The sequence below is a fragment of the Aeromonas sp. S41-2 genome, assembly GCF_027705845.1.
GTDB lineage: Bacteria > Pseudomonadota > Gammaproteobacteria > Enterobacterales > Aeromonadaceae > Aeromonas > Aeromonas hydrophila.
The window spans coordinates 96708-120561 of the sequence record NZ_JAPDCG010000001.1; the positions used below are offsets into that span (position 1 = coordinate 96708).

Annotated in this window: 22 protein-coding genes and 1 pseudogene; 15 read left to right on the plus strand and 8 right to left on the minus strand. The window is 48.4% G+C overall.

Annotated features, from left to right (window positions below):
• Positions 1 to 652 precede the first annotated feature (652 nt).
• Positions 653 to 925 (minus strand): annotated as a pseudogene (locus OKC44_RS22125) (type VI secretion system PAAR protein); the annotation flags it as partial.
• A gap of 302 nt (positions 926 to 1227) precedes the next feature.
• Positions 1228 to 1683 carry a hypothetical protein gene (locus tag OKC44_RS00455; protein WP_011705601.1) on the minus strand — a complete coding sequence of 152 codons (456 nt, stop codon included), beginning with the start codon at positions 1681 to 1683 and terminating at the stop codon, positions 1228 to 1230.
• Positions 1684 to 1884: 201 nt separating this feature from the next.
• Between OKC44_RS00455 and suhB the strand changes: the two genes are divergently transcribed.
• Positions 1885 to 2688, plus strand: a complete 804-nt coding sequence (gene suhB, locus OKC44_RS00460; RefSeq protein ID WP_162518445.1) for an inositol-1-monophosphatase — start codon at positions 1885 to 1887, stop codon at positions 2686 to 2688.
• A gap of 452 nt (positions 2689 to 3140) precedes the next feature.
• Here suhB and OKC44_RS00465 read toward each other — a convergent pair whose 3' ends face one another.
• Positions 3141 to 4772, minus strand: a complete 1632-nt coding sequence (locus OKC44_RS00465; protein WP_043122141.1) for a methyl-accepting chemotaxis protein — start codon at positions 4770 to 4772, stop codon at positions 3141 to 3143.
• Between the two features lie 377 nt (positions 4773 to 5149).
• Here OKC44_RS00465 and OKC44_RS00470 point away from each other — a divergent pair, with 377 nt between their 5' ends.
• The 14 genes from OKC44_RS00470 (at position 5150) to OKC44_RS00535 (ending at position 19131) form a co-directional block, all read left to right on the plus strand.
• On the plus strand, positions 5150 to 6082 hold the full coding sequence (locus OKC44_RS00470; protein WP_270810413.1) for a ZIP family metal transporter: 933 nt from the start codon (positions 5150 to 5152) through the stop codon (positions 6080 to 6082).
• Between the two features lie 94 nt (positions 6083 to 6176).
• On the plus strand, positions 6177 to 6935 hold the full coding sequence (locus OKC44_RS00475) for a substrate-binding periplasmic protein (protein ID WP_270810416.1): 759 nt from the start codon (positions 6177 to 6179) through the stop codon (positions 6933 to 6935).
• A gap of 107 nt (positions 6936 to 7042) precedes the next feature.
• Positions 7043 to 7735, plus strand: a complete 693-nt coding sequence (gene mtnN, locus OKC44_RS00480) for a 5'-methylthioadenosine/S-adenosylhomocysteine nucleosidase (RefSeq protein ID WP_270810418.1) — start codon at positions 7043 to 7045, stop codon at positions 7733 to 7735.
• The gene (locus OKC44_RS00485; protein WP_168756282.1) at positions 7732 to 8682 is read left to right on the plus strand and encodes a cobalamin biosynthesis protein; all 951 of its coding nucleotides are present in this window, start codon (positions 7732 to 7734) and stop codon (positions 8680 to 8682) included. The genes mtnN and OKC44_RS00485 overlap by 4 nt, the downstream gene beginning before the upstream one ends.
• Entirely contained in the window at positions 8675 to 9496 is an 822-nt protein-coding gene (locus tag OKC44_RS00490) for an ABC transporter substrate-binding protein (protein WP_270810425.1), read from the plus strand. Before OKC44_RS00485 ends, OKC44_RS00490 begins: the two co-directional genes overlap by 8 nt.
• A 148-nt stretch (positions 9497 to 9644) precedes the next feature.
• Entirely contained in the window at positions 9645 to 10838 is a 1194-nt protein-coding gene (locus OKC44_RS00495; RefSeq protein WP_073349752.1) for a UDP-N-acetylglucosamine 4,6-dehydratase, read from the plus strand.
• Between the two features lie 9 nt (positions 10839 to 10847).
• Positions 10848 to 11993 carry a LegC family aminotransferase gene (locus OKC44_RS00500; protein ID WP_101615787.1) on the plus strand — a complete coding sequence of 382 codons (1146 nt, stop codon included), beginning with the start codon at positions 10848 to 10850 and terminating at the stop codon, positions 11991 to 11993.
• A gap of 4 nt (positions 11994 to 11997) precedes the next feature.
• Positions 11998 to 12990: a hypothetical protein gene (locus OKC44_RS00505; protein WP_270810426.1), complete on the plus strand. Its 993-nt coding sequence runs from the start codon at positions 11998 to 12000 to the stop codon at positions 12988 to 12990.
• Complete coding sequence (gene neuB, locus OKC44_RS00510; protein WP_073349747.1) at positions 12987 to 13988, plus strand: N-acetylneuraminate synthase; 1002 nt, start codon at positions 12987 to 12989, stop codon at positions 13986 to 13988. Before OKC44_RS00505 ends, neuB begins: the two co-directional genes overlap by 4 nt.
• Positions 13988 to 15151 (plus strand): UDP-N-acetylglucosamine 2-epimerase, encoded by a 1164-nt coding sequence (gene neuC / locus OKC44_RS00515; protein ID WP_073349745.1) that lies wholly within the window; start codon positions 13988 to 13990, stop codon positions 15149 to 15151. Before neuB ends, neuC begins: the two co-directional genes overlap by 1 nt.
• Positions 15135 to 16121, plus strand: a complete 987-nt coding sequence (locus OKC44_RS00520) for a pyridoxal phosphate-dependent transferase (protein ID WP_073349743.1) — start codon at positions 15135 to 15137, stop codon at positions 16119 to 16121. The genes neuC and OKC44_RS00520 overlap by 17 nt, the downstream gene beginning before the upstream one ends.
• Before the next feature lie 397 nt (positions 16122 to 16518).
• Positions 16519 to 17190 (plus strand): class I SAM-dependent methyltransferase, encoded by a 672-nt coding sequence (locus OKC44_RS00525; RefSeq protein ID WP_073349741.1) that lies wholly within the window; start codon positions 16519 to 16521, stop codon positions 17188 to 17190.
• A gap of 199 nt (positions 17191 to 17389) precedes the next feature.
• Positions 17390 to 18436 carry a nucleotidyltransferase family protein gene (locus OKC44_RS00530; protein WP_073349739.1) on the plus strand — a complete coding sequence of 349 codons (1047 nt, stop codon included), beginning with the start codon at positions 17390 to 17392 and terminating at the stop codon, positions 18434 to 18436.
• Positions 18437 to 18438: 2 nt separating this feature from the next.
• Positions 18439 to 19131 (plus strand): acylneuraminate cytidylyltransferase family protein, encoded by a 693-nt coding sequence (locus OKC44_RS00535; RefSeq protein WP_224480283.1) that lies wholly within the window; start codon positions 18439 to 18441, stop codon positions 19129 to 19131.
• A 12-nt stretch (positions 19132 to 19143) separates the two neighbouring features.
• Here OKC44_RS00535 and OKC44_RS00540 read toward each other — a convergent pair whose 3' ends face one another.
• From OKC44_RS00540 to OKC44_RS00560, 5 genes are read right to left on the minus strand one after another with little or no spacing between them, the layout of a single operon-like run.
• Positions 19144 to 21234 (minus strand): motility associated factor glycosyltransferase family protein, encoded by a 2091-nt coding sequence (locus tag OKC44_RS00540; protein ID WP_083557437.1) that lies wholly within the window; start codon positions 21232 to 21234, stop codon positions 19144 to 19146.
• Positions 21234 to 21560: a hypothetical protein gene (locus tag OKC44_RS00545; protein WP_224480281.1), complete on the minus strand. Its 327-nt coding sequence runs from the start codon at positions 21558 to 21560 to the stop codon at positions 21234 to 21236. Before OKC44_RS00545 ends, OKC44_RS00540 begins: the two co-directional genes overlap by 1 nt.
• Entirely contained in the window at positions 21557 to 21979 is a 423-nt protein-coding gene (gene fliS / locus OKC44_RS00550; RefSeq protein WP_073349736.1) for a flagellar export chaperone FliS, read from the minus strand. The genes OKC44_RS00545 and fliS overlap by 4 nt, the downstream gene beginning before the upstream one ends.
• A gap of 23 nt (positions 21980 to 22002) precedes the next feature.
• Positions 22003 to 23403: a flagellar filament capping protein FliD gene (gene fliD, locus OKC44_RS00555; RefSeq protein WP_073349734.1), complete on the minus strand. Its 1401-nt coding sequence runs from the start codon at positions 23401 to 23403 to the stop codon at positions 22003 to 22005.
• Positions 23404 to 23427: 24 nt separating this feature from the next.
• A complete protein-coding gene (locus OKC44_RS00560) occupies positions 23428 to 23850 on the minus strand; it encodes a flagellar protein FlaG (protein WP_073349732.1) in 423 nt (140 codons plus the stop codon).
• Between the last annotated feature and the right edge of the window lie 4 nt (positions 23851 to 23854).

Sequence of the window (23854 nt, forward strand, 5' to 3'; positions counted from 1 at the left end):
CAGGAACCATTACAACAGCGAGACCAGCAACCCCAAGGCTAATCAAACCTTTTGTAATATCTCCTGATGTATTCCCTACAAATTCCGCTAAAGTAGCATCATCACGCATTATGAAATCGACAGCATTTACCGCAGTTGCAAACACAATCTCGACACCAACATTAACTCTTGCATATCGAACGGCCCCTTTCACATCATTGATACCGATGCCCGCTTGGACAACTTTAGGATTACTGGCCTTCCATTTATTACCTTTCATCAGTGTTTGAGCATGACGGCGATAATTTCTGATTATCACATAATCAATGCCTTTAATATTCTTCGTATAGGCCATGACACCCATACCACCAAGACCCCTTGCAGTCTCAACCGAGGTTTTTAGGCCATCATATAAACCATGATAAGAGTTGATCTTACCTATAGTGTCTTTACCACCAGTCTCATTGTATAGATTGTGTAGTAGCTCGTTTGCTTCCTCTAGAGTCAACACAGCAAAGTCATTCGGTGGAGTCACATATACGACTTCTAAGTGTTTTCCTTGAGCAAAATCATACGGAGGCCAATAGGCACTCTTAGCCGGAACTTCTACAGGTGTAGATGGTTGAGGTATTGCGGCAGATCGGGCCGCTGGTGCTTGGTCGCCGACAATTACAGTTCCAGACCCGATGATCACCCCGCCGCAATCAACAGCACCACCAGTGATAGCCAAAGGCTTACCATTGACGAAAACAGTAGATGAACCAGAGGCTATTGATCTTGGATGAGGGGGATTGTTTGGCTTGTCATGAGGGGCAAGGGGATCACCAACACGGGCGGCTGGGATTCCATCTATGAAAACATCAGGAGAACCAGAGATGATTGCCGTGGGATGAAACCCGTCATGATCTGTCCCAATGTCTCCTACTTTCGCGGCTTTTTTGCTCAAAACTACGCCTCCTCGTGCTTGATGTTAGCCTGACTAAAACAGGCACTTTATCATCAATGCACCAATCGAGACCATGAACAGAGGCTGACCAACGTCAATCTATGACCGATTTTCAAGCGGCGGTTATTGTCATAGAACCACACAAATACAGACCTAACCTGCATCCATATGAATGAAAAATCCCCTGTGAGTTGAGCCCTAACAGGGGATTCAGGATGTCAGCCAGTGTCTTAAAACGCTTCCCTGCTCCTTATGACAAATATTGTGCCGCTTGAACAGCCCGGACGCAGGGAGGAGCGTGACTAGTTGCACAGCCCCATGGGTTGGCGCTGGCGCAGCAGGATCAGGCGGGACAAGAGCGGGAAGTAGGACTCCAGTTTGCTCAGCAGCACCCGGCTGCAGGCGGGATCGGCGAGTTCCGACTCTTCCAGCACGATGCCGTTTGAGACGAAGTAGAAGCGCGGGTCCCGCACGTCCGGCCCCTGAATGGTGAGAGTGGCATCGCCTTTGCGCATCAGCAGCGGCAACACCGGTAAGCCGAATGTATCGCTGTTACGCTGCCAGGCAAATTCCGGCCAAGCCGCGTCGCCATCGAGCAGCAAGATCGCCGCCTCTTCCTTGCCTGGCTGCCATTGGCAAGGCTGGGCAATGCTCACCTCGTTGAAGTAGTCGCCATATCCGGTCGATGCGCGCAAGGCAGCCAGCAGCCCCTGGGTAGTGATTGCCGACGGTTTTTGACTGACTAATGACAAATTCATGATCCACGTCCCTATGCTCAATGCAGCCTGTTATTCGGCTGCTGCCCATAAGACTAGACCAAAAGGAGCCTATATTGGAGCCGTCAGATCTGGCAGTCGCCAAGGCTGGGGGGATGGCGTATAACGGTTGCCATTCTCGCGAAGACTGGTATGATACCGCGTCCTTTTATTCCCCGTTCTTTAACATCCAGTGGTGAACCTATGCATCCGATGCTGAATATCGCCGTGCGCGCTGCGCGCAACGCCGGTCAAGTAGTAGTAAAAGCCTTCTCTCAACCCGAGAACATCGAGGTTATCCAGAAAGGCAGCAATGACTTCGTGACCAACGTTGACCGTGAAGCCGAAGCGGCCATCATTCACACCATCAAAAAATCTTACCCGGAACACAGCATCGTGGCTGAAGAGTCTGGTGAGATTACCGGTACCAATCCGGACTACCAATGGATCATTGACCCACTGGATGGCACGACCAACCTGGTCAAAGGCATTCCGCACTTTGCTGTCTCCATCGCCCTGCGCGTGAAGGGCAAGACTGAACAAGCCGTTGTTTACGATCCGATCCGTGACGAGCTGTTTACTGCTACCCGTGGTAGCGGCGCCCAGCTGAACGGTTATCGCATCCGTGTCGGCAAGGCCAAAGAACTGGCCGGCACCATCCTGGCCACCGGTTTCCCGTTCAAGCAGAAGCACCACATCGAGCCGTACCTGAAGATGTTCCAGAACATGTTCATCGAGTGTGCCGACATCCGTCGTGCCGGCTCTGCCGCACTGGATCTGGCCTACGTGGCTGCCGGTCGTGTCGACGGCTTCTGGGAAATCGGCTTGAAGCCCTGGGATACCGCAGCCGGTGAGCTGCTGGCCAAAGAGGCCGGCGCCATCGTCACCGACTTCGTCGGGGGTCACAACTATGAAAACTCCGGCAACATCGTGGTTGCCAACCCGCGCGTTCTGAAAGAGATGCTCGGCAAGATCCGTGAGAACCTGCCGGAGTCCCTGGCCAAATAAGCCAGCCTCGCGCAGCACACGTACCACAAACCCGGCCTAGGCCGGGTTTTTTTATGGCCGCCAGCAAGGAAAGCGTGCAAGCCTGCGTCATATCCCCACACGTAATTGCCCTACCTATCCCATCGGGGTGACTGCATTCGTTGCCCAGCCAAGGCGGCCTTTGTAGATGTCTCGTCAACGCGGCAAGAGGATGCGCCCCCCTTCGAACCGGCGCAGCACTACCACCCTGCCTCCCCCCTCAGGCAGCTCTCAGACCACCCCGGCTGCTGGCTTCTGCCATCGCAGACTTGCCACGCCGTTCACCTAACTCGCTTTGCTCTCCCTTCCTTGCAAACCACATGACTAGTCCAGTAGCCACCAGCCAATAACAAACAACCCGGCCTGAGCCGGGTTGTTTGGGCGCCTGCCAATGCAGGCAGCGGTTGCATCGCCCTCCCTGGCACGCAGCAGCATTATGCCAGACGGAAACGGCCGATGGTCTGACGCAGACCGGCGGCCAGCTGGCTCAGCTCCAGGCAGGCGCGGGCGGTATGATCGGCCCCAACGGCGACCTCGTTGGAGGATTCGTTGATCCGCTCCACGTTGCGACCCAGCTCATCGGAGACCGCATCCTGTTCGCCGCAAGCGCTGGCGATCTGAATGGCCATGTCGGCGATCTGGGCCACCGCCTCTTCAATCTGCTGGATGCCGTTGCTGGTCTGCTCGCTCTGCTCCACGCACTGGCGGATCATCTCGCAGCTCTGGCCAGTCACCTCTTTGGCCTGGTTGGCACGGGCCTGCAGGGTTTCGATGATGGCAACGATCTCGCCGGTAGAAGCCTGGGTACGACCCGCCAGGGTGCGCACCTCATCGGCCACAACCGCAAAGCCGCGGCCCTGCTCGCCGGCACGGGCAGCCTCGATGGCGGCGTTGAGTGCCAGCAGGTTGGTCTGATCGGCAATGCCGCGGATCACATCCACTACCACGTTGATCTGGGCGGATTCGCGTTCCAGTTCGGTGACCAGGGTGCCCGCCTGTTCAATCTCTTCGGCAACCCGGGTAATGGACATCAGCGAGCTCTGCACATCCTGATTGCCACGGCGTGCCAAGGCATTGGCGGAGCTGGCCGACTCGGACGCGGTCTCGGTGTTGCCTGCCACATCGGCCACAGTGGCCTTCATCTGGGCCATGGCGGTGGCGACCAGCGAGATTTCCTGCTGCTGGCTCTGGATCCCCTGTGCCGACTGCTCGGAGACGGCGCTCACCTCTTCAATGGCGGCACCCAGCTGAGTCACAGCCGCCACCACTTCTTCAATCAGGCCACGTAGGTTGTCCTGCATCTTGAGGGAAGCCTTGGCCAGCATGCCCAGCTCGTCGCGACCGATGTGCTGGCGGTCCAGCTGATGGGTCAGATCGCCGGCAGCGATGGCGTTGGCCTGCGCCACCACGGCCTGCAGCGGCAGGCAGATCTGGCGGGTCAGGAACCAGGTCATGGCCACCATGAACAGCAGCAGGCTGCCGATGCTCACCATGGCAAAACTGGTCACCATGTTGACGCTGCCAAGCAGGCTGCCACGGTTCTCTTTCACAAAGCCGAGGTTCACTTCCACCAGACCGTTGACCGCCTGCTCCAGCTCGCCATAAATGGGGTTGGACTGGAACAGCTGATCCTTGGCCTGGGCCAGCTGACCCTGCACCAGCAGTTGATCCACCACATTGACCGAGTTCAGATAGCGTTGCCACTCCTGCTTGGCGCGGTTGAACACCTGGCGCTCATGGTCGGCACCGACCGTGGCCTCATAGGCACGAAAGGCCTGCTCGACTTTCTGGACGCTGGCCTGGATCCGGCCGCGACGGGCCTGCAGATCGGTGGCGTCATCCACCATCAGCAGGGCAAACTGGGCACGGCGCACGTAGGATACGTCGTAGAGCAGGTTCTCGACCGAGAGCACGCTCGGCAGGGTGGAGTCGGTAAAATTCAGCACGCGATCGCGCACGCCGCGCAGCTCGCTGGAGAGAAAAATACCGAATATCACGTTGACGGCGGCAATGACCGCAAAGACCACGGCAATCTTTTTGCCGATAGACAGATTTTTGTAAAACATGGTGGCTGGTGATCCTCGACTGCTGACAAGCAGGTGCACAGTGGCGATCACATCCGTATGAACTGGTAACCCGGGCTTTCCTGGCGGGAGATGGGACGTAGCGAAATACCAAGGGAAGGGTGGGTTTCGCGAGGGCGGCACTTTACCACAAACCTGCCTACTCCTTCACCAGCTTTCGCCGCAACAAAGCAAGTTGTTTTTCCGTACAACCCGATCTTCATCACAAACTATTCAAGGCGACCAAATCATTTCAAATAGTTAGCCGATGAATACAATCGATGCGCCGGCATGGACAAGTCAGGCCCGGCTCGCTGTAATGCAAGAGTCCCCGGATGGCGCCTCGCCGTCCCCGCCATCAAGCAAGAGAGGTGATCTTCATGGATAACGCGTCGGCCCTGCCCCTTTCCTCCTGGTCTGCCCAGCTGCGCGAGCAACTGCGGGCACGCCCGGTGATCGCCATCGGCCTGCTCGTTGCACTGGCGGCCGTCGTGCTGTTGCTGCTGCAGAGCCTGGTGATGCTGGCCGCCGGCGACATCAGCCCCGGCGTTCGCTACGGCCTGCTCGGCGGCCTGGCCGGCTTTGCCGCCACCGCGCTCGGGGCCTTGCCTGCCCTCTTTCTGCGTTCGGTCCCCCAGCGGGTGGAGGACAGCATGCTGGGCTTTGCCGCCGGCATGATGCTGGCGGCCAGCGCCTTCTCCCTGCTGCTGCCGGGGCTCGAGGCGGCAGAGGGGCTCACCGGCAACGGCTTTATCGCCGCCGCCGTGGTGGTGGCAGGCATGACCCTCGGGGTGCTGCTGATGCTGGGGCTCGATCAATTCACCCCCCATGAGCATGACAAGACCGGCCCCTGTGGTCCCGGTCACGAGAGCTGCTCCCGGGTCTGGCTGTTCGTGTTTGCCATCGCCCTGCACAACCTGCCGGAAGGGATGGCCATCGGGGTGAGCTTCTCGCAGGGCGACATGTCGGTGGGTCTGCCGCTCACCACCGCCATCGCGTTGCAGGACATACCGGAAGGGCTGGCGGTGGCGCTTGCCATGTGCGCCGCCGGTTTTCGCCCCGGCAAAGCCGTGCTGGTCGCCATCGGCAGCGGCCTGCTTGAGCCGCTTGGAGCGCTACTCGGCGTCGGCCTCTCCAGCGGGCTGGCCATCGCCTATCCCATCGGCCTCGGGCTGGCCGCCGGAGCCATGCTGTTCGTGGTTTCCCACGAGGTGATCCCCGAGACTCACCACAACGGCCACCAGACCCACGCCACCCTGGGTCTGATGGCCGGGTTTGCCTTGATGATGACCCTCGATACGGCGCTTGGTTGATAAGATTCTGATATATGGCGTAATGTTTCAGCACTAGCGCCGTGACATCGGCGGCTAACGTCGCATTTCCCCACGCATCGAGGGCCAGCATGACATGATATTCCGAGTGATGATGCTGGGTTGTCTGCTGGCAGTCGCTCACCGGGCCGTCTCTGCCACCGAAATCTATCGCACGGCGGCGCAGCCCGAGTCCGCCCCCAAATACACCCAGATGGCGGATGGCGGCATCGGAGGATTCTGCGTCGAGCTGTTTCGACTGCTGGAGCGCCAGGAGCCCGCCCTGCGCATCCAGGGCGATCAGCGCTTTGTGCCCCTCAAGCGACTGGAGAAACAGGTGCGTTTCGGCCAGCTCGACTTCATCTGCGGCGTGGGCGACAACCCGGACCGTCGCAACCACTTTCTCTATCTGCAGCCCCCCATCTTCACCGTGCGTTACCACCTGGCGGTTCGCAGCGATGATCCGGTCGAGATCCGCCAGTGGGATGACGTCAGGGCCCTTGGCGAAGAGGGCATCATCCTCATCAATCACGGCAGCGGCGCCATCGAACGGCTGCAGGCCCTGCAGGGGCTCATCATCGACAGCGGCGGGATCAGCAGTGCCGCCAATTACGACAAGCTGCTGATGAAACGAGGGCGCTTCGTCTACTACCGTTCACCCGGCTTCGAGGCCGACCTGCTGCGCCACCATCTGAGCGGCCAGATCCGCATCCTCCCCACCGCCATGGAGACCATTCCCTTCTACATCATGTTTTACCAGCGCACCTCCCCTGCCCGGCTGGCCCTGTTCGCCAATGCCCTGCAACGGCTGGCGGACAGTGGCGAGCTGGCTGACCTGGCCAAGCACTACCCTTAAGCGCCCCTTCACATCACGCAGTATCGGAATGCTCGGCGCCATCGCCAACTTTTGTTATGATCCACAACAACTTATTCGGCCGCATGGCCATCAAGACGAGGTGAGTGATGAAAGTAGGTATTATCGGCGCCATGGAACAGGAAGTGGCCCTGCTGCGCAGCCAGATGAGCAACCCGACCACCCTGCAACTGGGCGGCTGCGAGTTCTATCAGGGCACCCTGGCAGGCAAAGAAGTGATCCTGACCCGCTCCGGCATCGGTAAAGTCGCCGCCAGCGTCGCCACCAGCCTGCTGCTGGAAAAATTCGCTCCCGACTATGTCATCAATACCGGCTCTGCCGGCGGCTTTGCCCAGGACCTGCACATCGGTGACGTGGTGATCGCCAACGAGATGCGCTTCCACGATGTGGATGTCACCGCTTTTGGCTACGAGATGGGCCAGATGGCGCAGCAACCTGCCGCCTTCCCCTGCGACGAGACGCTCATCGCTGTCGCTCAGGATTGCATCGCCGAGCAGGGCAAGCATCAGACCAAAGTCGGCCTCATCTGCACCGGCGATCAGTTCATGTGCAAGCCGGACGCCATCGCCAAAGCCCGTGCCGACTTCCCGCAGATGCTGGCGGTCGAGATGGAAGGTGCCGCCATCGGTCAGGTGTGCCACATGTTCAAGGTGCCCTATCTGGTGGTGCGTGCCATGTCCGACATCGCCGGCAAGGAACAGGTTGAATCCTTCGATGCCTTCATCGAGGTGGCCGGCAAGCACTCCGCCGAGGTGATCATCAAGATGCTCGGCAAGCTGTGATCCCACTCACCACGCTGGAACAGATGGCCGCCACTCCGGCGGCCATCTTGCTCGGTGCCGCCCTGCTGGAGGCCATCGTGCCTTGGCCGGCCCACTATCGGCTCTCCGCCGTCGTGCCGCTGCTGACCCGGCTGGGTCACAAGGTGTGTCGCCCCGATGGCGCCCCCGGGCAGCAATTGCAGGCAGGTCTGTTGGCCATGCTGATTGTCTGGCTGCCTTGCGCCGCCGGACTCTGGGCGGTGCGCAATCTCTCGCTCTCGGAGCCGCTGTTCGATCTGCTGTTTCTGCTGCTGATGCTGGAATCGCGTCCGCTGCGGGAGCTGGCCCGTGCCACTCGCTCGCTGACAGACCAGGATACGCTGGTGGTGGCCAGGTTGCAGGCCGCCCCCTGGCTCAGGCGCGATACCGGCAAGCTATCCCTGATGGGGCTTGCCAAGGCGGTCAGCGAAAGCTGCGCCCTGCGCCTGATAGGACAGTGGGCCGGCCCTCTGCTGGGATTTGCCCTAGCAGGTGTGCAAGGCGCCCTGCTGTGGCGCCTCGCCCAGTTGATGAATCAGGGCTGGAGTCCGAAACTGCCAGCCTTTGCCCACTTTGGCCGGGCCGCCGCCGTGCTCTATCAGGCCCTGTGTACCCCTGCCATCTTGTTGCTGGCCCTGCCCTTGTGCCTGACCCAGCTGCGCCAGCTGGCAAACCGGCTGCGCATGGCGATACGCTGGCCCTACCCCGCCATGGGAATACTGCTGGCACTGCTGTCCGGCTCGCTGGGCTGCAAGCTCGGTGGCCCCCGTTACTATCAGGGCAGCTTGATCCGTTTCCCCGTGTTTGACGCCGCCGCCGAGCCGGAGGCCAGTACAGCCCTGCGCCTGCTCAACCGTCTGCAGCAAGCTGGTTGGGGCTGGCTGGCGCTGGCATTGCTGCTCACTGTGCTGGAGCAGCTGCATGGCTAGATGGCTCACTCTGCTCTGCCTGTTGTGCATGTCGCCCGCCCTGCTGGCCGGGACGCCTGCACGCATCGTCAGCCTCACTCCTCATCTGACCGAACTGCTGTTTGCCATCGGTGCTGGCGATCGCATCGTCGCCACCGACGATGCCTCCGATTATCCACCCGAGATCAAACGCCTGCCCCAGGTGGCCAATTACCGCAGCATCAATCTGGAAGCCCTGCTGGCCCAAAAGCCCGACTTGATCGTCGCCTGGCGATCCGCCCAATCCCGCATGTTGGCCCCTGTCGAGCAGTTGGGGATCCCGGTGTTCTATTCAGAACCGACCGACTTTGCCTCCCTCGCCACCGAGATGCGGGCGCTGGGAAAAACATTGGGGGTGGAACAAACCGCCAATGCCGAGGCCGATGCCTATCTCGCCCGCCTGGCCGCACTTGGGCAGCGCTACGGCAAGCCAAAACATATCAAGGTGTTTTATCAGCTCTGGTATCCACCGCTCACCAGCGTTAGCGGCAATGCTTGGCCCGCTCAGGCCATCGAGTTGTGCGGCGGGGAAAACGTGATGGCAGCTGCCCGCACGCCCTACCCTCAGGTCAGCCTGGAGCAGGTGATCAAGGCCAATCCGGCGCTGATCCTGGCAGGGAGTCAAGATCCCGACGCCCTACGCCACTGGCAACAATGGTCCAATCTGGACGCCGTCCGCCATCAGCGCCTGCGCCTCATCAACTCGGATGAACTGCACCGTTTCACCCCAAGAGCGCTCAACGCCGTGGAGCAGATATGCCGTGCGATCACACCAGAACCCCTTGAACCGAGATAATACTTTTTATCGCAATACAATTTTGGCCCCAAAATTGCATTAATCCAAGGTGAGTGAATTATGACCCTTAGTCTATTATGCAGTAATCAATTTAATGATATTACATACTAATGACCTTCATTCTCTTGCCTTACTCTGGTGATACAAAATGAATGACGAAATACTTGCACTTATTGGTCGCAACATTTATTTATTTGCTCGGGATGTCCAACAAGCAGATGCACATCTCTGGCAAACCGTGACCAACTCCCGATTTTTGGTATTGGGGGGTGCCGGTTCCATTGGTCAAGCGGTGACCAAAGAGATCTTCAAGAGAAATCCACGCAAGTTGCATGTTGTCGATATCAGCGAGAACAATATGGTCGAGCTGGTGCGCGATATCCGCAGCTCGTTTGGTTATATCGATGGTGATTTTCAGACGTTCGCCCTGGATATCGGTTCCATTGAATATGACGCCTTTATCAAGGCCGATGGCGCCTATGATTATGTGCTCAATCTCTCTGCCCTCAAGCATGTGCGCAGTGAGAAGGACCCCTTCACTCTGATGCGCATGATCGACGTCAATGTGTTCAACACGGACAAAACCATCCAGCACTCCATCGACATGGGGGTGAAAAAGTATTTCTGCGTCTCGACGGACAAGGCGGCCAATCCGGTCAACATGATGGGGGCTTCCAAGCGCATCATGGAGATGTTCCTGATGCGTCGCAGCGAGCAGATTGCCATTTCAACCGCGCGCTTTGCCAACGTGGCCTTCTCCGATGGTTCCCTGCTGCACGGATTTAACCAGCGCTTGCAAAAGCGTCAGCCCATCGTCGCCCCCAACGACATCAAACGTTACTTCGTGACACCTCAGGAGTCCGGGGAACTTTGCCTGATGTCCTGCATCTTCGGTGAGAACAGGGATATCTTCTTCCCCAAGCTCAGCGAATCCCTGCACCTCATTACCTTCGCCGAGATCGCCGTGAAGTATCTGGATCAGCACGGTTACAAGCCGTATCTGTGCAAGGACGAGGATGAGGCCAGAACCCTGATGGCGAGCCTGCCTGAGCAGGGGATGTGGCCTTGCCTCTTCACCGAGAGCGACACCACGGGTGAAAAAGACTTCGAAGAGTTTTTCACCGACAAGGAAGTCCTGGATATGGCCCGGTTCGAGAACCTGGGCATCATCAAGAATGAGCCCTCATATCAGAATGATCTGCTCAACCATTTCGAACAGACCATCGCAGCCATGAAAACCAAACGCGCCTGGGACAAGAAAGAGCTCGTCGAGCTGTTCTTCACCATGATCCCGGACTTTGGCCATAAAGAAACTGGCAAATATCTAGACGGAAAGATGTGAGGAGTCGGTATGCATACCCAATTGATACGTTTTATTCGTGATACCTACAAAACCGATGACTTCATCCCTCTTCACGCCCCGACCTTTGCCGGCAATGAGCGCCAATATGTGCTCGATACCCTGGAAAGTACCTTCGTTTCCAGCGTGGGCGCCTATGTTGAACAGTTCGAGCAGCAAATAGCGGCTTTTACCGGTTCTGCCCGTGCCGTTGCCACCATGAACGGCACGGCAGCGCTGCACATCGCGCTCTACATGGCAGGGGTTCAGGCCGGCGATCTGGTGATCACCCAACCCCTGACCTTCGTGGCGACCTGCAACGCCTTGCATCACATGGGCGCAGAGCCCGTGTTCGTGGATGTGTCACGCCAGAGCCTGGGTCTGTGCCCTATTGCCCTGGCCAACTGGCTGGAAGAGCACGCCTCTCGCACCGAGACCGGCGCTATCCACAAGGCAAGCGGGCGCCGCCTGAAAGCCGTCGTGCCCATGCATACCTTTGGTCATCCGGTCGAACTAGACGAGTTGCAGGCCGTGTGTCAGGCCTGGGGCATAGCGCTGGTTGAAGATGCAGCCGAAAGCCTCGGCTCTTATTACAAAGGTAAACATACGGGGACGCTGAGTGCATTTTCCGCCCTGAGCTTCAATGGCAACAAGATCATCACCACGGGTGGCGGTGGCATGGTGCTTTGCCAGAATGCCGAACAGGGGGCGCGTACCAAACACATCACCACCACGGCCAAGGTGCCCCATCCGTTCGAGTTCTATCATGATGAACCCGGCTTTAACTACCGCATGCCCAATCTGAATGCGGCCCTTGGATGTGCCCAGATGGAATCCCTACCGCACTTCCTGGCGCAAAAGCGGGCTCTGGCTATGCACTATGCCGAGTTCTTCAAGGATCAGGCATGCCTGTTTGTGACCGAGCCTTCCTATGGACGCTCCAACTACTGGCTCAATGCGATCGTCTGTGAAGATCAAACCCAGCGGGATACATTGCTGACCGAGCTGAACAAGGCCGGCGTCATGACCCGGCCAGTATGGAAGCTGATGCATCGCTTGCCGATGTTCTCCCATGCCCTGCGGGGAGACCTAACTCAATCAGAATTCATTGAAGCTCATCTGATAAACTTACCAAGTACACCTGTACTCCGAGGATAAGACAATGGTTGCAGATCTATCGTCAGATATCTACTACCAGCGAGCTTATTCGGCCTTGTATGAGAGCGCCAGTACTTACTTTCACTTTTTCTATGAAGAAGGATGTCACTACGTAAAATTTAGTGCTTTGAAACGCCGAATAATGAATGTTGCGGGAATAAAAATAGATGAGGAGCTATATGATTTAGAAACGCCTTATGGGTATGGTGGTCCTATCTCTAACTGTATGGATGAGCAATTTTTACAAAATGCCTTCACTGCATACAGAGAATACTGTAAACAGCATCACATTATATGTGAATTTATCCGATTTCATCCCTTTAACAGTATGGCTGATAAAAGCATGTTGTTTGACATGCACTTTCCTGAGCGACAAGTAGTTATTGTTGATTTAAAAAAAACGATAACAGAACGTCGCAATCTTTATTCAAAAACGACGAGAAACATTGTTAGAAAAGCAGAAAAAAACTTGTTAGTCGAAACTGAAGGTGTAAACCTTAATGACTTCATTGGTATGTATTATCTGACTATGAAAAAAAATGCCGCAAGCAATTTTTTCTACTTTAAAGAAGATTACTTCAAAGAGTTGATGAATTTAACGGGAGTATCCCTCCTCGCTATTAAAAAGGAAAATATTTACGCATCTATTGGTTTTTTTATGTGTAGTAAAGAACTTGCTCATTATCATCTTTCAGCCAATAACCCTGATTTTGTTAAAGAGAATGGTAATTATCTGCTGCTTGATGCTGCATTCGAGTTTGCGAAAAAGCAGGGATGCAAATATATGATGTTAGGAGGAGGACGGACATCGTCTCCAGATGATAGCTTATTTCTATTTAAGTCTAAGTTCTCGCCATTAATCTCCCCTTTTTATATTGCAGGTTTGGATTTTATGCCAAAAAAACGCCAGATGTTGAACCAAATTTGGTGTGAACAAAATCAAGGAGTGCAACCTCCAAAATTATTCCAGCTATACAGAGCTGAGAGGAACACATGATGAGCAATACTTTTATTATTGCAGAGGCTGGAGTGAACCATAATGGTGACATCAACTTAGCAAAAAAATTGATCGATGTAGCCTTTGATGCCGGCGTTAATGCTGTAAAATTTCAAACATGGAAAACTGAACTACTGGTAACTAAAGACGCAAGAATGGCGAACTATCAGATTGATAATACCCAGAGAGAGGAAACTCAGTTTCAAATGCTGAAACGGTTGGAGTTGAGTTACTCCGACTTCATTTTGCTAAAAGCATATTGTGATGAAAAAAATATTATTTTTATGTCTACACCAGATGAAGAGCAAAGTGCAACATTTCTAAATAACTTACAAAGTATTTTTAAAATTGGCTCAGGTGAGCTCACTAATACTCCATATCTTCGACATATTGCTAGTTTTGGCAAACCCATAATTCTCTCTACTGGTATGGGGAATCTATCTGAAATAGAGCATGCATTATTTACTCTGACTAAAGCAGGTATGAACCTATCCGATATTACAGTACTTCATGCAACAACAGATTACCCTACTGCGCCTTGTGATGTGAATCTGCGGGCAATGACTACAATATCGCATGCATTCCCTGGAGTTGCGATAGGTTATTCTGATCATACATTAGGTATCGAGGTATCTATTGCAGCAGTCGCCCTTGGTGCAAGAATTATTGAAAAACATTTTACTTTAGATAAAACGATGGCGGGCCCTGACCATAAAGCAAGTTTGACACCAGAGGAGCTGAAAAAAATGGTAGAAGCAATTCGAAATATTGATCAGGCCTTGGGTCATGGTTGGAAAATGCCAACTGATGCGGAGAAATTAAACCGTGATATTGTTAGAAAAAGCATTGTCGCAGGACGAGATATTCCAGTTGGCACACTGCTTTCACCAGATATATTGAAAATAAAACGCCCAGGTAATGGTATCTCACCAACTCGTTGGGATGAAGTTGTAGGGTCGGTAGCGCAAAAAAATTATCGTGAGGGGGAGCTGATCTAGTGCGTAAGATCTGTGTAGTAACTGCCACTCGGGCGGAATACGGGTTACTTAAGTGCCTACTAGAGGATATCCAAGCTGATAGTAACCTTGAATTACAAATCATATCTACCGGCGCCCACCTTTCTCCAGAGTTTGGTTTGACAAATCAGCAAATTGAAGAAGATGGTTTTGCTGTTAACAAAAAAATTGAAATACTCTTATCGTCAGACACACCTATAGGTGTCAGTAAAAGTATGGGACTAGCTCAAATTAGTTTTGCTGAAGCATTTGATGAGTTAAAGCCAGATATTGTTGTAGTATTAGGGGATCGCTATGAGCTTATCCCTATAGTCTCGGCTGCCAATATTGCTCGTATTCCTGTTGCACACTTGAGTGGGGGTGAGCTAACTGAAGGGACCATAGATGAAACGATTCGCCATGCTATTACTAAGTTGTCACAACTTCACTTTACAGCTATGGATGAGTACACCCACCGAGTGATACAGATGGGTGAACAGCCAAGCAGAGTGTTTACAGTTGGTGAAGTTGGCTTGGACAACTTAATGCGAATGAAACTGATGTCTCGCTCAGAGTTTGAAAAGTCAATTGGGTGTAATCTTAAAGCACGAAATATCCTCTTTACTTATCACCCAGAAACAACTAAAGATATTTCTGAGATAGCAATTGATTTCTCTAATATTTTACGAAGCTTAGATAAACTAGAGGATACATTATTAATATTCACTAAAGCCAATGCTGATGTAGGCGGCCGATTGATAAATAAAATGATTGATGATTACGCTGCTCAAAATAAATACAAGGCGATCGCATTTACTTCATTAGGACAGCTAAGATATTTATCTGCGTTACAATATGTAGATGCCATTGTGGGTAACTCTTCTAGCGGAATTGTAGAAGCCCCCTCATTCAAACTTGCTACTATTAATATAGGTAACCGTCAAAAAGGACGTGTTAAAGCTACTAGTGTTTTAGATGTTGATGTGGATACAAAAAAAATATTTGACTCGATACAACATATTTACACATCAGAATTTAAAAATATTCTGGAAAACACCACTAACCCATATGGGCAGGGTAATAGCTCTCAAAAGGTATTAAATACATTGAGGCTGGTGGATTTGGACAGCTTAAAGATAAAGTGTTTCTATGATGTTAAATTCTAACCGCAAACCGATAGGTGGCGAACAAGAAATTGCTCAAGATGGTCTGTTTTACGGGACAACAAACAGTGGTCGCTCATCTTTAAGATGGGTATTACTCTCTATGGAGTTGCAAGGCAAGCGAGTTCTGGTACCTGACTTTGTTTGCCAAGTCGTTGTTGATGTCCTACATGAATATGATATTCATGTAGATTTTTACAGTGTAAAAGAAAGCTTTGAGTTTTCTCTACCGGATTGTTTGGACGATTACGATGCACTATATGTAGTGAAGTATTTTGGACATGAATCAGCAACATTTAAAAGCGTAGTAAATAATTCTTCATTACCTTTAATTATAGATTGTGTATTCGATGTTCAGCTGCCTGAGATCAATACAAAGGCTCATTGGTGCTATTTTAATAGCTTGCGAAAAATAACTGTAATAGCTGATTTTAGTCAGATTATTTCTAATAAGCCTTTGTTGATAGTAAATAAATTAAGAATATCTTCTTTTTCGAAAAAAAAATATCAAGCAAAAGAAACTAAATACAAATTCTTACACTTATCACAAGGTCATGAAGTAACGTACTTGAAATATTTTTCAAATGCAGAGTCTATAATCGATGAAAATAAAAACATTTTTGAACCAGAGGATAGAAGTATTTATTTGATGGGGTGTTTTTATTCTTGTTTAAAAGAGGACTTAAAAGTTCGTCTGCAAAACTTAACTTTCTCTAAAACTATATTGAGTGACATTAATTTCATTAATATCACCCCTACCTTTCCTAGTTTTTTGCCTTTGCTTTTAAATAAACGAGATGAAGTAAGGCATGAGCTGATGAGAGACTCTATTTATCTAGCTATTCATTGGCCCGCAATTGAACAATCAGAAAATAATCTATCTGACAAACTATTGTCACTACCTTTAGATTCCAGATATACTAAAGAAGACATTGAGCGTATATGTAATATAATAAATAGAGTTGAAAGATGAAGAGCAATGCACTAATTTCTCAGCTAAAAAATCTTGTACTTTGAAGGGTTTCTTTGTTTTAGTTCTGAAATGCTGATATTTCAGTGATACCATGTAACATTTATTATTAAAATTTTTAATGTTCATTTCTAGTAACAATCATCCACGTAGAGATGAACATAGCGCCACAAAAATAATTTTAATATTAAAGTAAATATTTTCACCATAAAGGAATGCAACTTATGAACCATGATCATTTGAAAAGATATAAAACCAGCAGTCACATTAAAATTTAATTGCTTTTTGTTAATTTAAAGATCCATGAAGAATTTACTTTACATAAACGCCACTTAGGTGACCTTGATGTAAAGTTAGAGTATCAATAAAAGAAAAACATCTAGTAAAAGGAGAGGGGTTTATGTCAAATGATAACATTTGGAATTCTGTATTCAAAAACCAAGAATGGGGAAAGTATCCCAGTGAGGACTTAATCAGATTTATTGCAAGAAATTTTTACTCGATTAAAAACAGGCTAGATGTTAAAGTTCTCGAGATTGGATGTGGCCCTGGCGCTAATATATGGTTTCTTGCTAGGGAGGGATTTTCTTTTTGTGGCATTGATCGTTCAAGCATTGCCATTGAACAGGCAAGCTTGCGCCTTGATAAAGAATTTCCAAACTGGCGACAACACGGTGAATTAATTGTTGGAAATGCAGATGACCTACCATATGCTAGTGAGTCATTTGATGCTGTTATTGATAATGAATGTATTTATTGTGCTGATTATGAAACTGCGAAACATATTTATAATGAAGCATGGCGGGTAACAAAATACAGTGGGAGACTATACTCAAGAACATTTTCATCAGGTTCTTGGGGGGATGGTTGTGGTGAACATACTGGTTATAATCGCTGGGTTTGTACAGAAGGACCACTAACAGGTAAAGGTCAAAGTAGATTTACCTCATTAGAGGATGTATTTGAATTAGTAAAAAACTATAATGTCGACTCCATTGAAAAAATAACTAGAACTGAAAACAACATGAAATACACAGTCTCTGAATTTCTAATCCTGTGCAGCAAAATATAACAGTTCAACAATGCCAAACCTAACGCTGGAAAGTTTGCACTAGGTTTTACATAAATACTTTGGATCTACTTACGCAAATATTAAGTATACTTTTAAAAAAAAACATATAATTGACTTGCGTATGTCAACGCTCTTGTTAATATATTCTTTATTCAAAGTATTTCATTTTCAACATATGTAACATCTGATGGTGACAACCATGAGCCATAACTGGAAAAATGTATTAATCACACCGACTTCAACGATCTTAGAAGCTCTAGGTGTTATTAATAAAGAAGCCCTAAAGGTTGCATTAGTTGTTGATACAAACGGCCATCTTGTTGGTGTTGTAACCGACGGTGACGTTCGTCGTGGTTTGCTAAATGGCCTATCGCTACATGATACTGTCATTAAAATTATGAATACAAGTCCAACAACAGCAGAGGTCGGTCTCCAGCGTGAAGAGCTCATCTCGCTCATGGAATCAAAATGTATTTTATCCATTCCATTGATTGACAATGGTCTAGTTGTCGGTTTGGAAACAATCCAAGGCTTATTAAGCAAACCAACATACGATAATCCGATTTTTATTATGGCAGGAGGACTTGGAACTAGATTGAGGCCTCTCACCAATCTCTGCCCAAAGCCGATGTTGAAAGTGGGAGGAAAACCACTTCTAGAAATATTGATTAATCAGTTTCTCAAAGCTGGCTTCATAAATATTTATATATCTACCCATTACATGCCTGAGCAGATCACTAGTTATTTTGGCGATGGATCATCTTGGGGAGCTAATATCCAATATATACATGAAGATACGCCACTAGGAACAGGCGGAGCATTGGGTCTACTTCCGGCAGACACCCCCCCCTTACCACTTATCATGATTAATGGTGATGTGCTGACAACTGTAGATTTTAATCGACTACTCGACTTTCATAATAAATATCAACCAACTGCTACAATGTGTGTCCGTGAATATGACTATCAAATCCCATATGGTGTTATCAATGGTGATGGACATCATATTATAAATATGCAAGAAAAACCAATTCTACGATACCTAGTAAATGCTGGAATCTATGTAGTAAGCCCTGATTTGTTTATGAACATGCCTAAAAATGAGCGTATTGATATGCCAACGCTACTTGAGCAACAAATAGCAAAGCAAGCAGATGTATTAATGTTTCCAATCAATGAATATTGGCTTGACATCGGCAGAATTGATGATTTTAATAAAGCACAAATAGATATCAAGGACCTTTAATAATGAATCTAAATATTGCGATTATACCTGCGCGGGGAGGGAGTAAACGCCTTCCGAATAAAAATAAATTACCATTAGCAGGAAAACCGTTAATAACCTGGACTATAGAGGCCGCTCTTGAAAGCCAACTTTTTGATCTGGTTCTTGTAAGTACAGACTCTCAAGACATTGCTAACATCTCTGCCAATTCTGGTGCAATAGTGCCATTTATACGACCCGCTGAATTAGCAACTGATACGGCTACCACTAATGATGTCATTAGCCACATGGTTAAGTGGGTTGAATCACAATATAGAGCAGTAGATATGGTCACACTACTACAACCAACATCTCCATTGCGGAATGCAAATCATATTAAAAGAGCTATGGCTCTTTATAATATGAAAAATGCGTCTGCTGTCATCTCTGTATGCGAACTCGAACACCCAATTCAATATTGCAATAAATTACCAGACAATTTAAGTATGGCAGGCTTTATTCCAACTATTGCAAATCGACGTAGCCAAGAACTAGAACGTTATTATCGAGTAAATGGTGCAATTTATATCTTTGACAGACAATACGTTGGTTCATTGTCAGATATTTACTCTAGTAACTCTTTTGCCTATATTATGGAAAAAAGTGCATCTATAGACATCGATGATGCATTTGATTTATATCTGTCCGAGTGTATTAAAAATAGAAAACCGACCTAAAGGTCGGCTTTTTTATTTCTTAAACAAATTTATTGTTTCATCATCAACTGTATCTATGCTGTTAAGGGCATTGGGATACATCTCTTGTGCTTTTCTCATAAAATCTAACCAAATTTCGATTGCGGGTTTCATCATGGCTAATGCTTTATCTTCTTCTTTAAACAGATAAAGAATAGAACTCAGCATAGCGAACATATGATTCATTGAACCGTACAACATTTGTGCTATTACTCTATTTTTAGTTGTAGATATTTGAGAAAGATAACCAAAATGCTTTAGCATCAATTGATTTATCTCATTTCTAGATGAAAAATCACGTTGCCATTCATCTGTTATCTTCTCAACAACATGATTGAAAAAATCAACATCAAGCAATGAGTTAAAATCATGCACTGGTAGCACCAAGGGGGCACAGAGACGGTTCGTAATTTCATGCAGGATAGCTGACTTGTCAATAGGCTGATATAGTCCGATGTCATTGGCGGGAACAGACCTAGCCCCCAATATTTTGGCACCATCACTACAGTTAGCACAATGTACATCTTTATTGATGGCTAATACACCTTCAATAATATATCTCGAAGTATCGTACATCGCATTACTTATGACAATACCCCCAAAATTACCCTCACATTGCCGTTCATTGTCGCTACACACCAACTCAGTCAAGATTTTGGCATTTATTTCATTATTATAATATGCACTAGACTTAGCGTGATGGTGATTTTTATCTTTATAACCGTTATCTAAACCAAACAGATATAGATTTTTAAATCCAAGTTGGATAGGTGCATGAACCCCTATATTTCCAACAAAGGGATTAACTGCCTGCCAAGCGGAAAAATCTTTGACGACAGAGAAATATGTCTGACACATCATCACACCTGGTTCATTGCTCTTGAACGCAAGAACCGTTTCTTTGAACAGGGTTGCACAATCTGGATGAACGACATCAGTGCTCAAAAACAAAATATCCTGTAAGTATTCAGGATCATCCAGATTAACCATGAAATCATAGATTGATTTGGTACGTTCAATTTGAACTTCTATATCAGGCTTGATCCCATGCTTATGCAAAGCAGATATCGCACTGCCGCAAGATATCAATATAGCACGATCTTTATTCGCTTTAATAATGGGTAGTGAATCATCTAGCGATGGGCCGCTGCCAATGATAAATACAGGAACTCTTTGGTGTTTTTGCGAAATTTTCTTATTTTTCTTAAAAAATGGCACGCCACGTTCAATATTACGCATAGAATGGGACAGTGCGATCAGGCTATCATCAAAAAAACCCCACCCCATCGCTAACAGATAATATTGCTGCTGTATCGTTTTCATCAGTCTTTTTACTTCATCGTTCTGATAGCCCCACATAATGAAAGAGTTTGCAACCAAAAAAGCACCTCGACAACTAACTGCCGATGAAAAATCTCTGACAATATTTTGTTCATCCTGCCCTAACAGAATGTGCAACCCCAGGTTCTCCTGATACAAATAAGCCAGCAGTGGAGCCCAATCGAAGCAGAACAATGATGCGTAAAATAAATCCAAGTCTGGCTCAAACAAGAACAATGTGCTAACTTTGCAACGCTCATAAAGATAACCAAGGTGATAACCCAAACCGACCCCAAAGATCAATGCGCAGGGGACTTGATCTGGTACTTTAACGAGGTGTTCTGCTTGTGATGATATTTCATCCTTATAAATATTAAGATTGTTAAGGTGCTCAACATGAATAGAACCCATTGGGTTCGCTTCCTGACGGAAGGCAAATTTTGACAATACCCCCTTATCCATGAATTCAGCCACAAGTGTCTCACAGATAAGATAGGGGTCAGCCCCATAAACAACGACGTCATCATCAAGCCATTTAAGGTTTGGTTGACCATTTTCATTACAAAAAAACTTGAACGGACGGCTTGGGCAATAATTCTCATACATATCAGCGATGTGTGGAATATATTGACGAAAGGCCTCAATATTCTGAGTAAAACGAAGCGGTAATGCTACCATCATAGCAGCTTCTTGCTCTGCTTGTTGTTGAAGTCTTCGCATTTCCTGTTCAGCTTTTAATAGCATCGCATCAATATTGACCGACATCAGAACTCCTTGCTATTCAGGTTATAGGCCTGTCCAGCCTTGTTGCCTTTCCCGACTTGAACCAGCTTCTTAAAAACAATATTATGATAACTAATAGTTAATGCTTGTAGCGTTTCTTCTTGAATAGACAGCTTTGCAGCGAATTCTGCCACCACCTGCCGTTGCAGCTGACACTCTTTGGCTAGTTGCGCCAGCTGATCTATTAAGGCCAATCGATTATCCATGCACTGTATAGCCTCATCATATTTCTGCTGTTGCAATAGGCCCTCTATCAAGTGGAAATTATCCTGTAATGCCTCATTGAGGGAGATAAGAGTAACTTTCACAATTCACCCAACTTTTGTCGCATCTGATAGCCACGCTGCTTTTCGGCTTCCGGCAACTGATCCCAAGCAGATTTGATCGTCACCATTAGAGCCATAACCTCGTCAAGGGGTGTGACATCTCGCGCCAAACTAGCATCCCAAATCCGCTCATCCATATATGCATAGAGACTGTACAAATCTTCAGCAATTGCGCCCTGACTTGTATCAAGTGCATCCTGTAATCCATGTAATAACCCTTGAGCTTTAGAGACTGCAATAGACTTTGCTTCCATATCACCACGTTCTATCGCCCCTTTAGATTGTGCCAATCGCTCTAAAAAGCCCTGCATCATGAGTTGAATAACGCGATGAGGATCTGCGACAGCAAGGTCAGCCGCGATACTGGTTGCTTTATATGCTTTTAGATTTCGCTGGTACATCGCCTGCGCCTCGTAATATAAATTTATTTCTGGTTATTAATCTGTAATGATTGCAGTGCTGACGCTGAGTGATTCATTTTAACCAACAAGGCATCCAGGCTGCCATATTGAGCTCGTAGTGAAGCTTCGTATTTAACCAATTGAGCATTAGATGTAGCCTGCTTCTGGTTCAAGCTGCGCAAATCAGCATTCAAAATATCTGTACGCTGATCCAACACACCGCTAGACTTGGAATACTCTTTTAAACCTGCATTCAAAGTTGCGGCAATACCCTTTTCTCCACCAAAAAGTCCAACGACTTGGTCAAAGTTTTTATCCACAGCTTCGTCGAATTTCGTTTTATCAAGAGACAACTTCCCCTTGTTGTCCATTTTAATTCCAACTTCGAAGATGGTTGAATAAGTAGTACTTGTCCCTGCTTTATTTGTTACTGTATTAGCCATAAAACTACTAATGGTTCGTGTACTGGCATCACCAGCAAGTGCACCACCATCATCTTGTCTAACTCCACCAACAATACTATTACGCTTACCCAACGCATCCATTTTATCTTGCAGAGCGTTATAACCATCAATAAACTGCTTGACCATATCCTGAATGGCAGTTTTATCAGTTGTTATTGCAACTTTATTGGGCTTCAGTGTAGTGCCATCACTCTCTTTATCAGATACTCGTAGAATCGTTAATTTCAAATCCTGAATAGAATCGTCAAACACATTGGTATCACTTTTAAGTGTATTGCCATCAATAGTAATTTCGGCACTGCTAGCCGCTTGCTTTTGGCTCATCGCCGAACCAGCGGCACCTGTAGAAAATATATCCAGTTCAGAATTATTACCAGTGATAACCAAATCTTTACCATCTCCAGATATACCGGAGTCAATAACAAACTTTGCCTTACCGTCTGCCGTATTGACGATGTTTGCACTAAGACCGAAGTTATCACCATTGCTATTGATACTTTTGCGAATGTCTTGCAAGGTATCCCCTGCTTTGACATCAACCTTGAACTCCTTGTCGCCAGCTTTTAAAGTCAACTGGCCATCTTGAGTGACAAGTGGAGTGGTCGAGCTGCTAAATTCACCTTCGACACGGCTAGTTGTAGCCAATTTATTGACAGTGATATTGTACTGGCCATTAGACCCCCCACTTTTACTCTCCACCTTCATCACTGGATTATCTTTATCCTGGGTGATCGTTACGGCTCGCTTGTTGAAAGCACCGGGTTTGCTCAAGGTATCGAGAATGTCAGTAAATGCTGTGAGGGACGATTTCAGCTGACCTATACCAGATATGCTGATCTGGGTGCTGTTTTGCTTGGTCAAAATGGGTTTCTGTAGCTGGGCTTTCTTAGCAGCCACGCTAGCAGAAATCACACTCTCAAGATCAAGTCCAGAGCCAGCCCCGGCAGAAGTAATGGCCATGCTATCATCTCCTCATTTATTGATTTAAATCTCACTATCTAGCAGCAAGCCCAGTTTCGGGTTAGCCCCCGCATCCCCCTGACGCAGTGCTAGGATTCGCTTGTGAATTGCGATCAGCTCTTCACTCGGAATTTGCCGTATAACAGATCGGGTGTCAGAGTCAACCACCTTGATCACTACCTGCCCCAGGTCTTGCTCCATGCTGAAATTAACAGTCCAGCCTTGTTGCAAGCCAAAATCCTGCAAATTTTGTACCTGTTTTTCAATCTCTGCTTGGCTTTGTACCTGCCGGAGATCACTTTTTGCCACATCCTGATTTTTCCGCAGTGCAATACCAGGTTCTTCCATTAAACCAGAAAGCAGTTGAGCGGCCACTTGGCCGCTCTTGTCACTTAGCTGTAAGGAAGCACCATTGGCAGATGACAGATTACCGAGTTCAGTTGTCATCTTA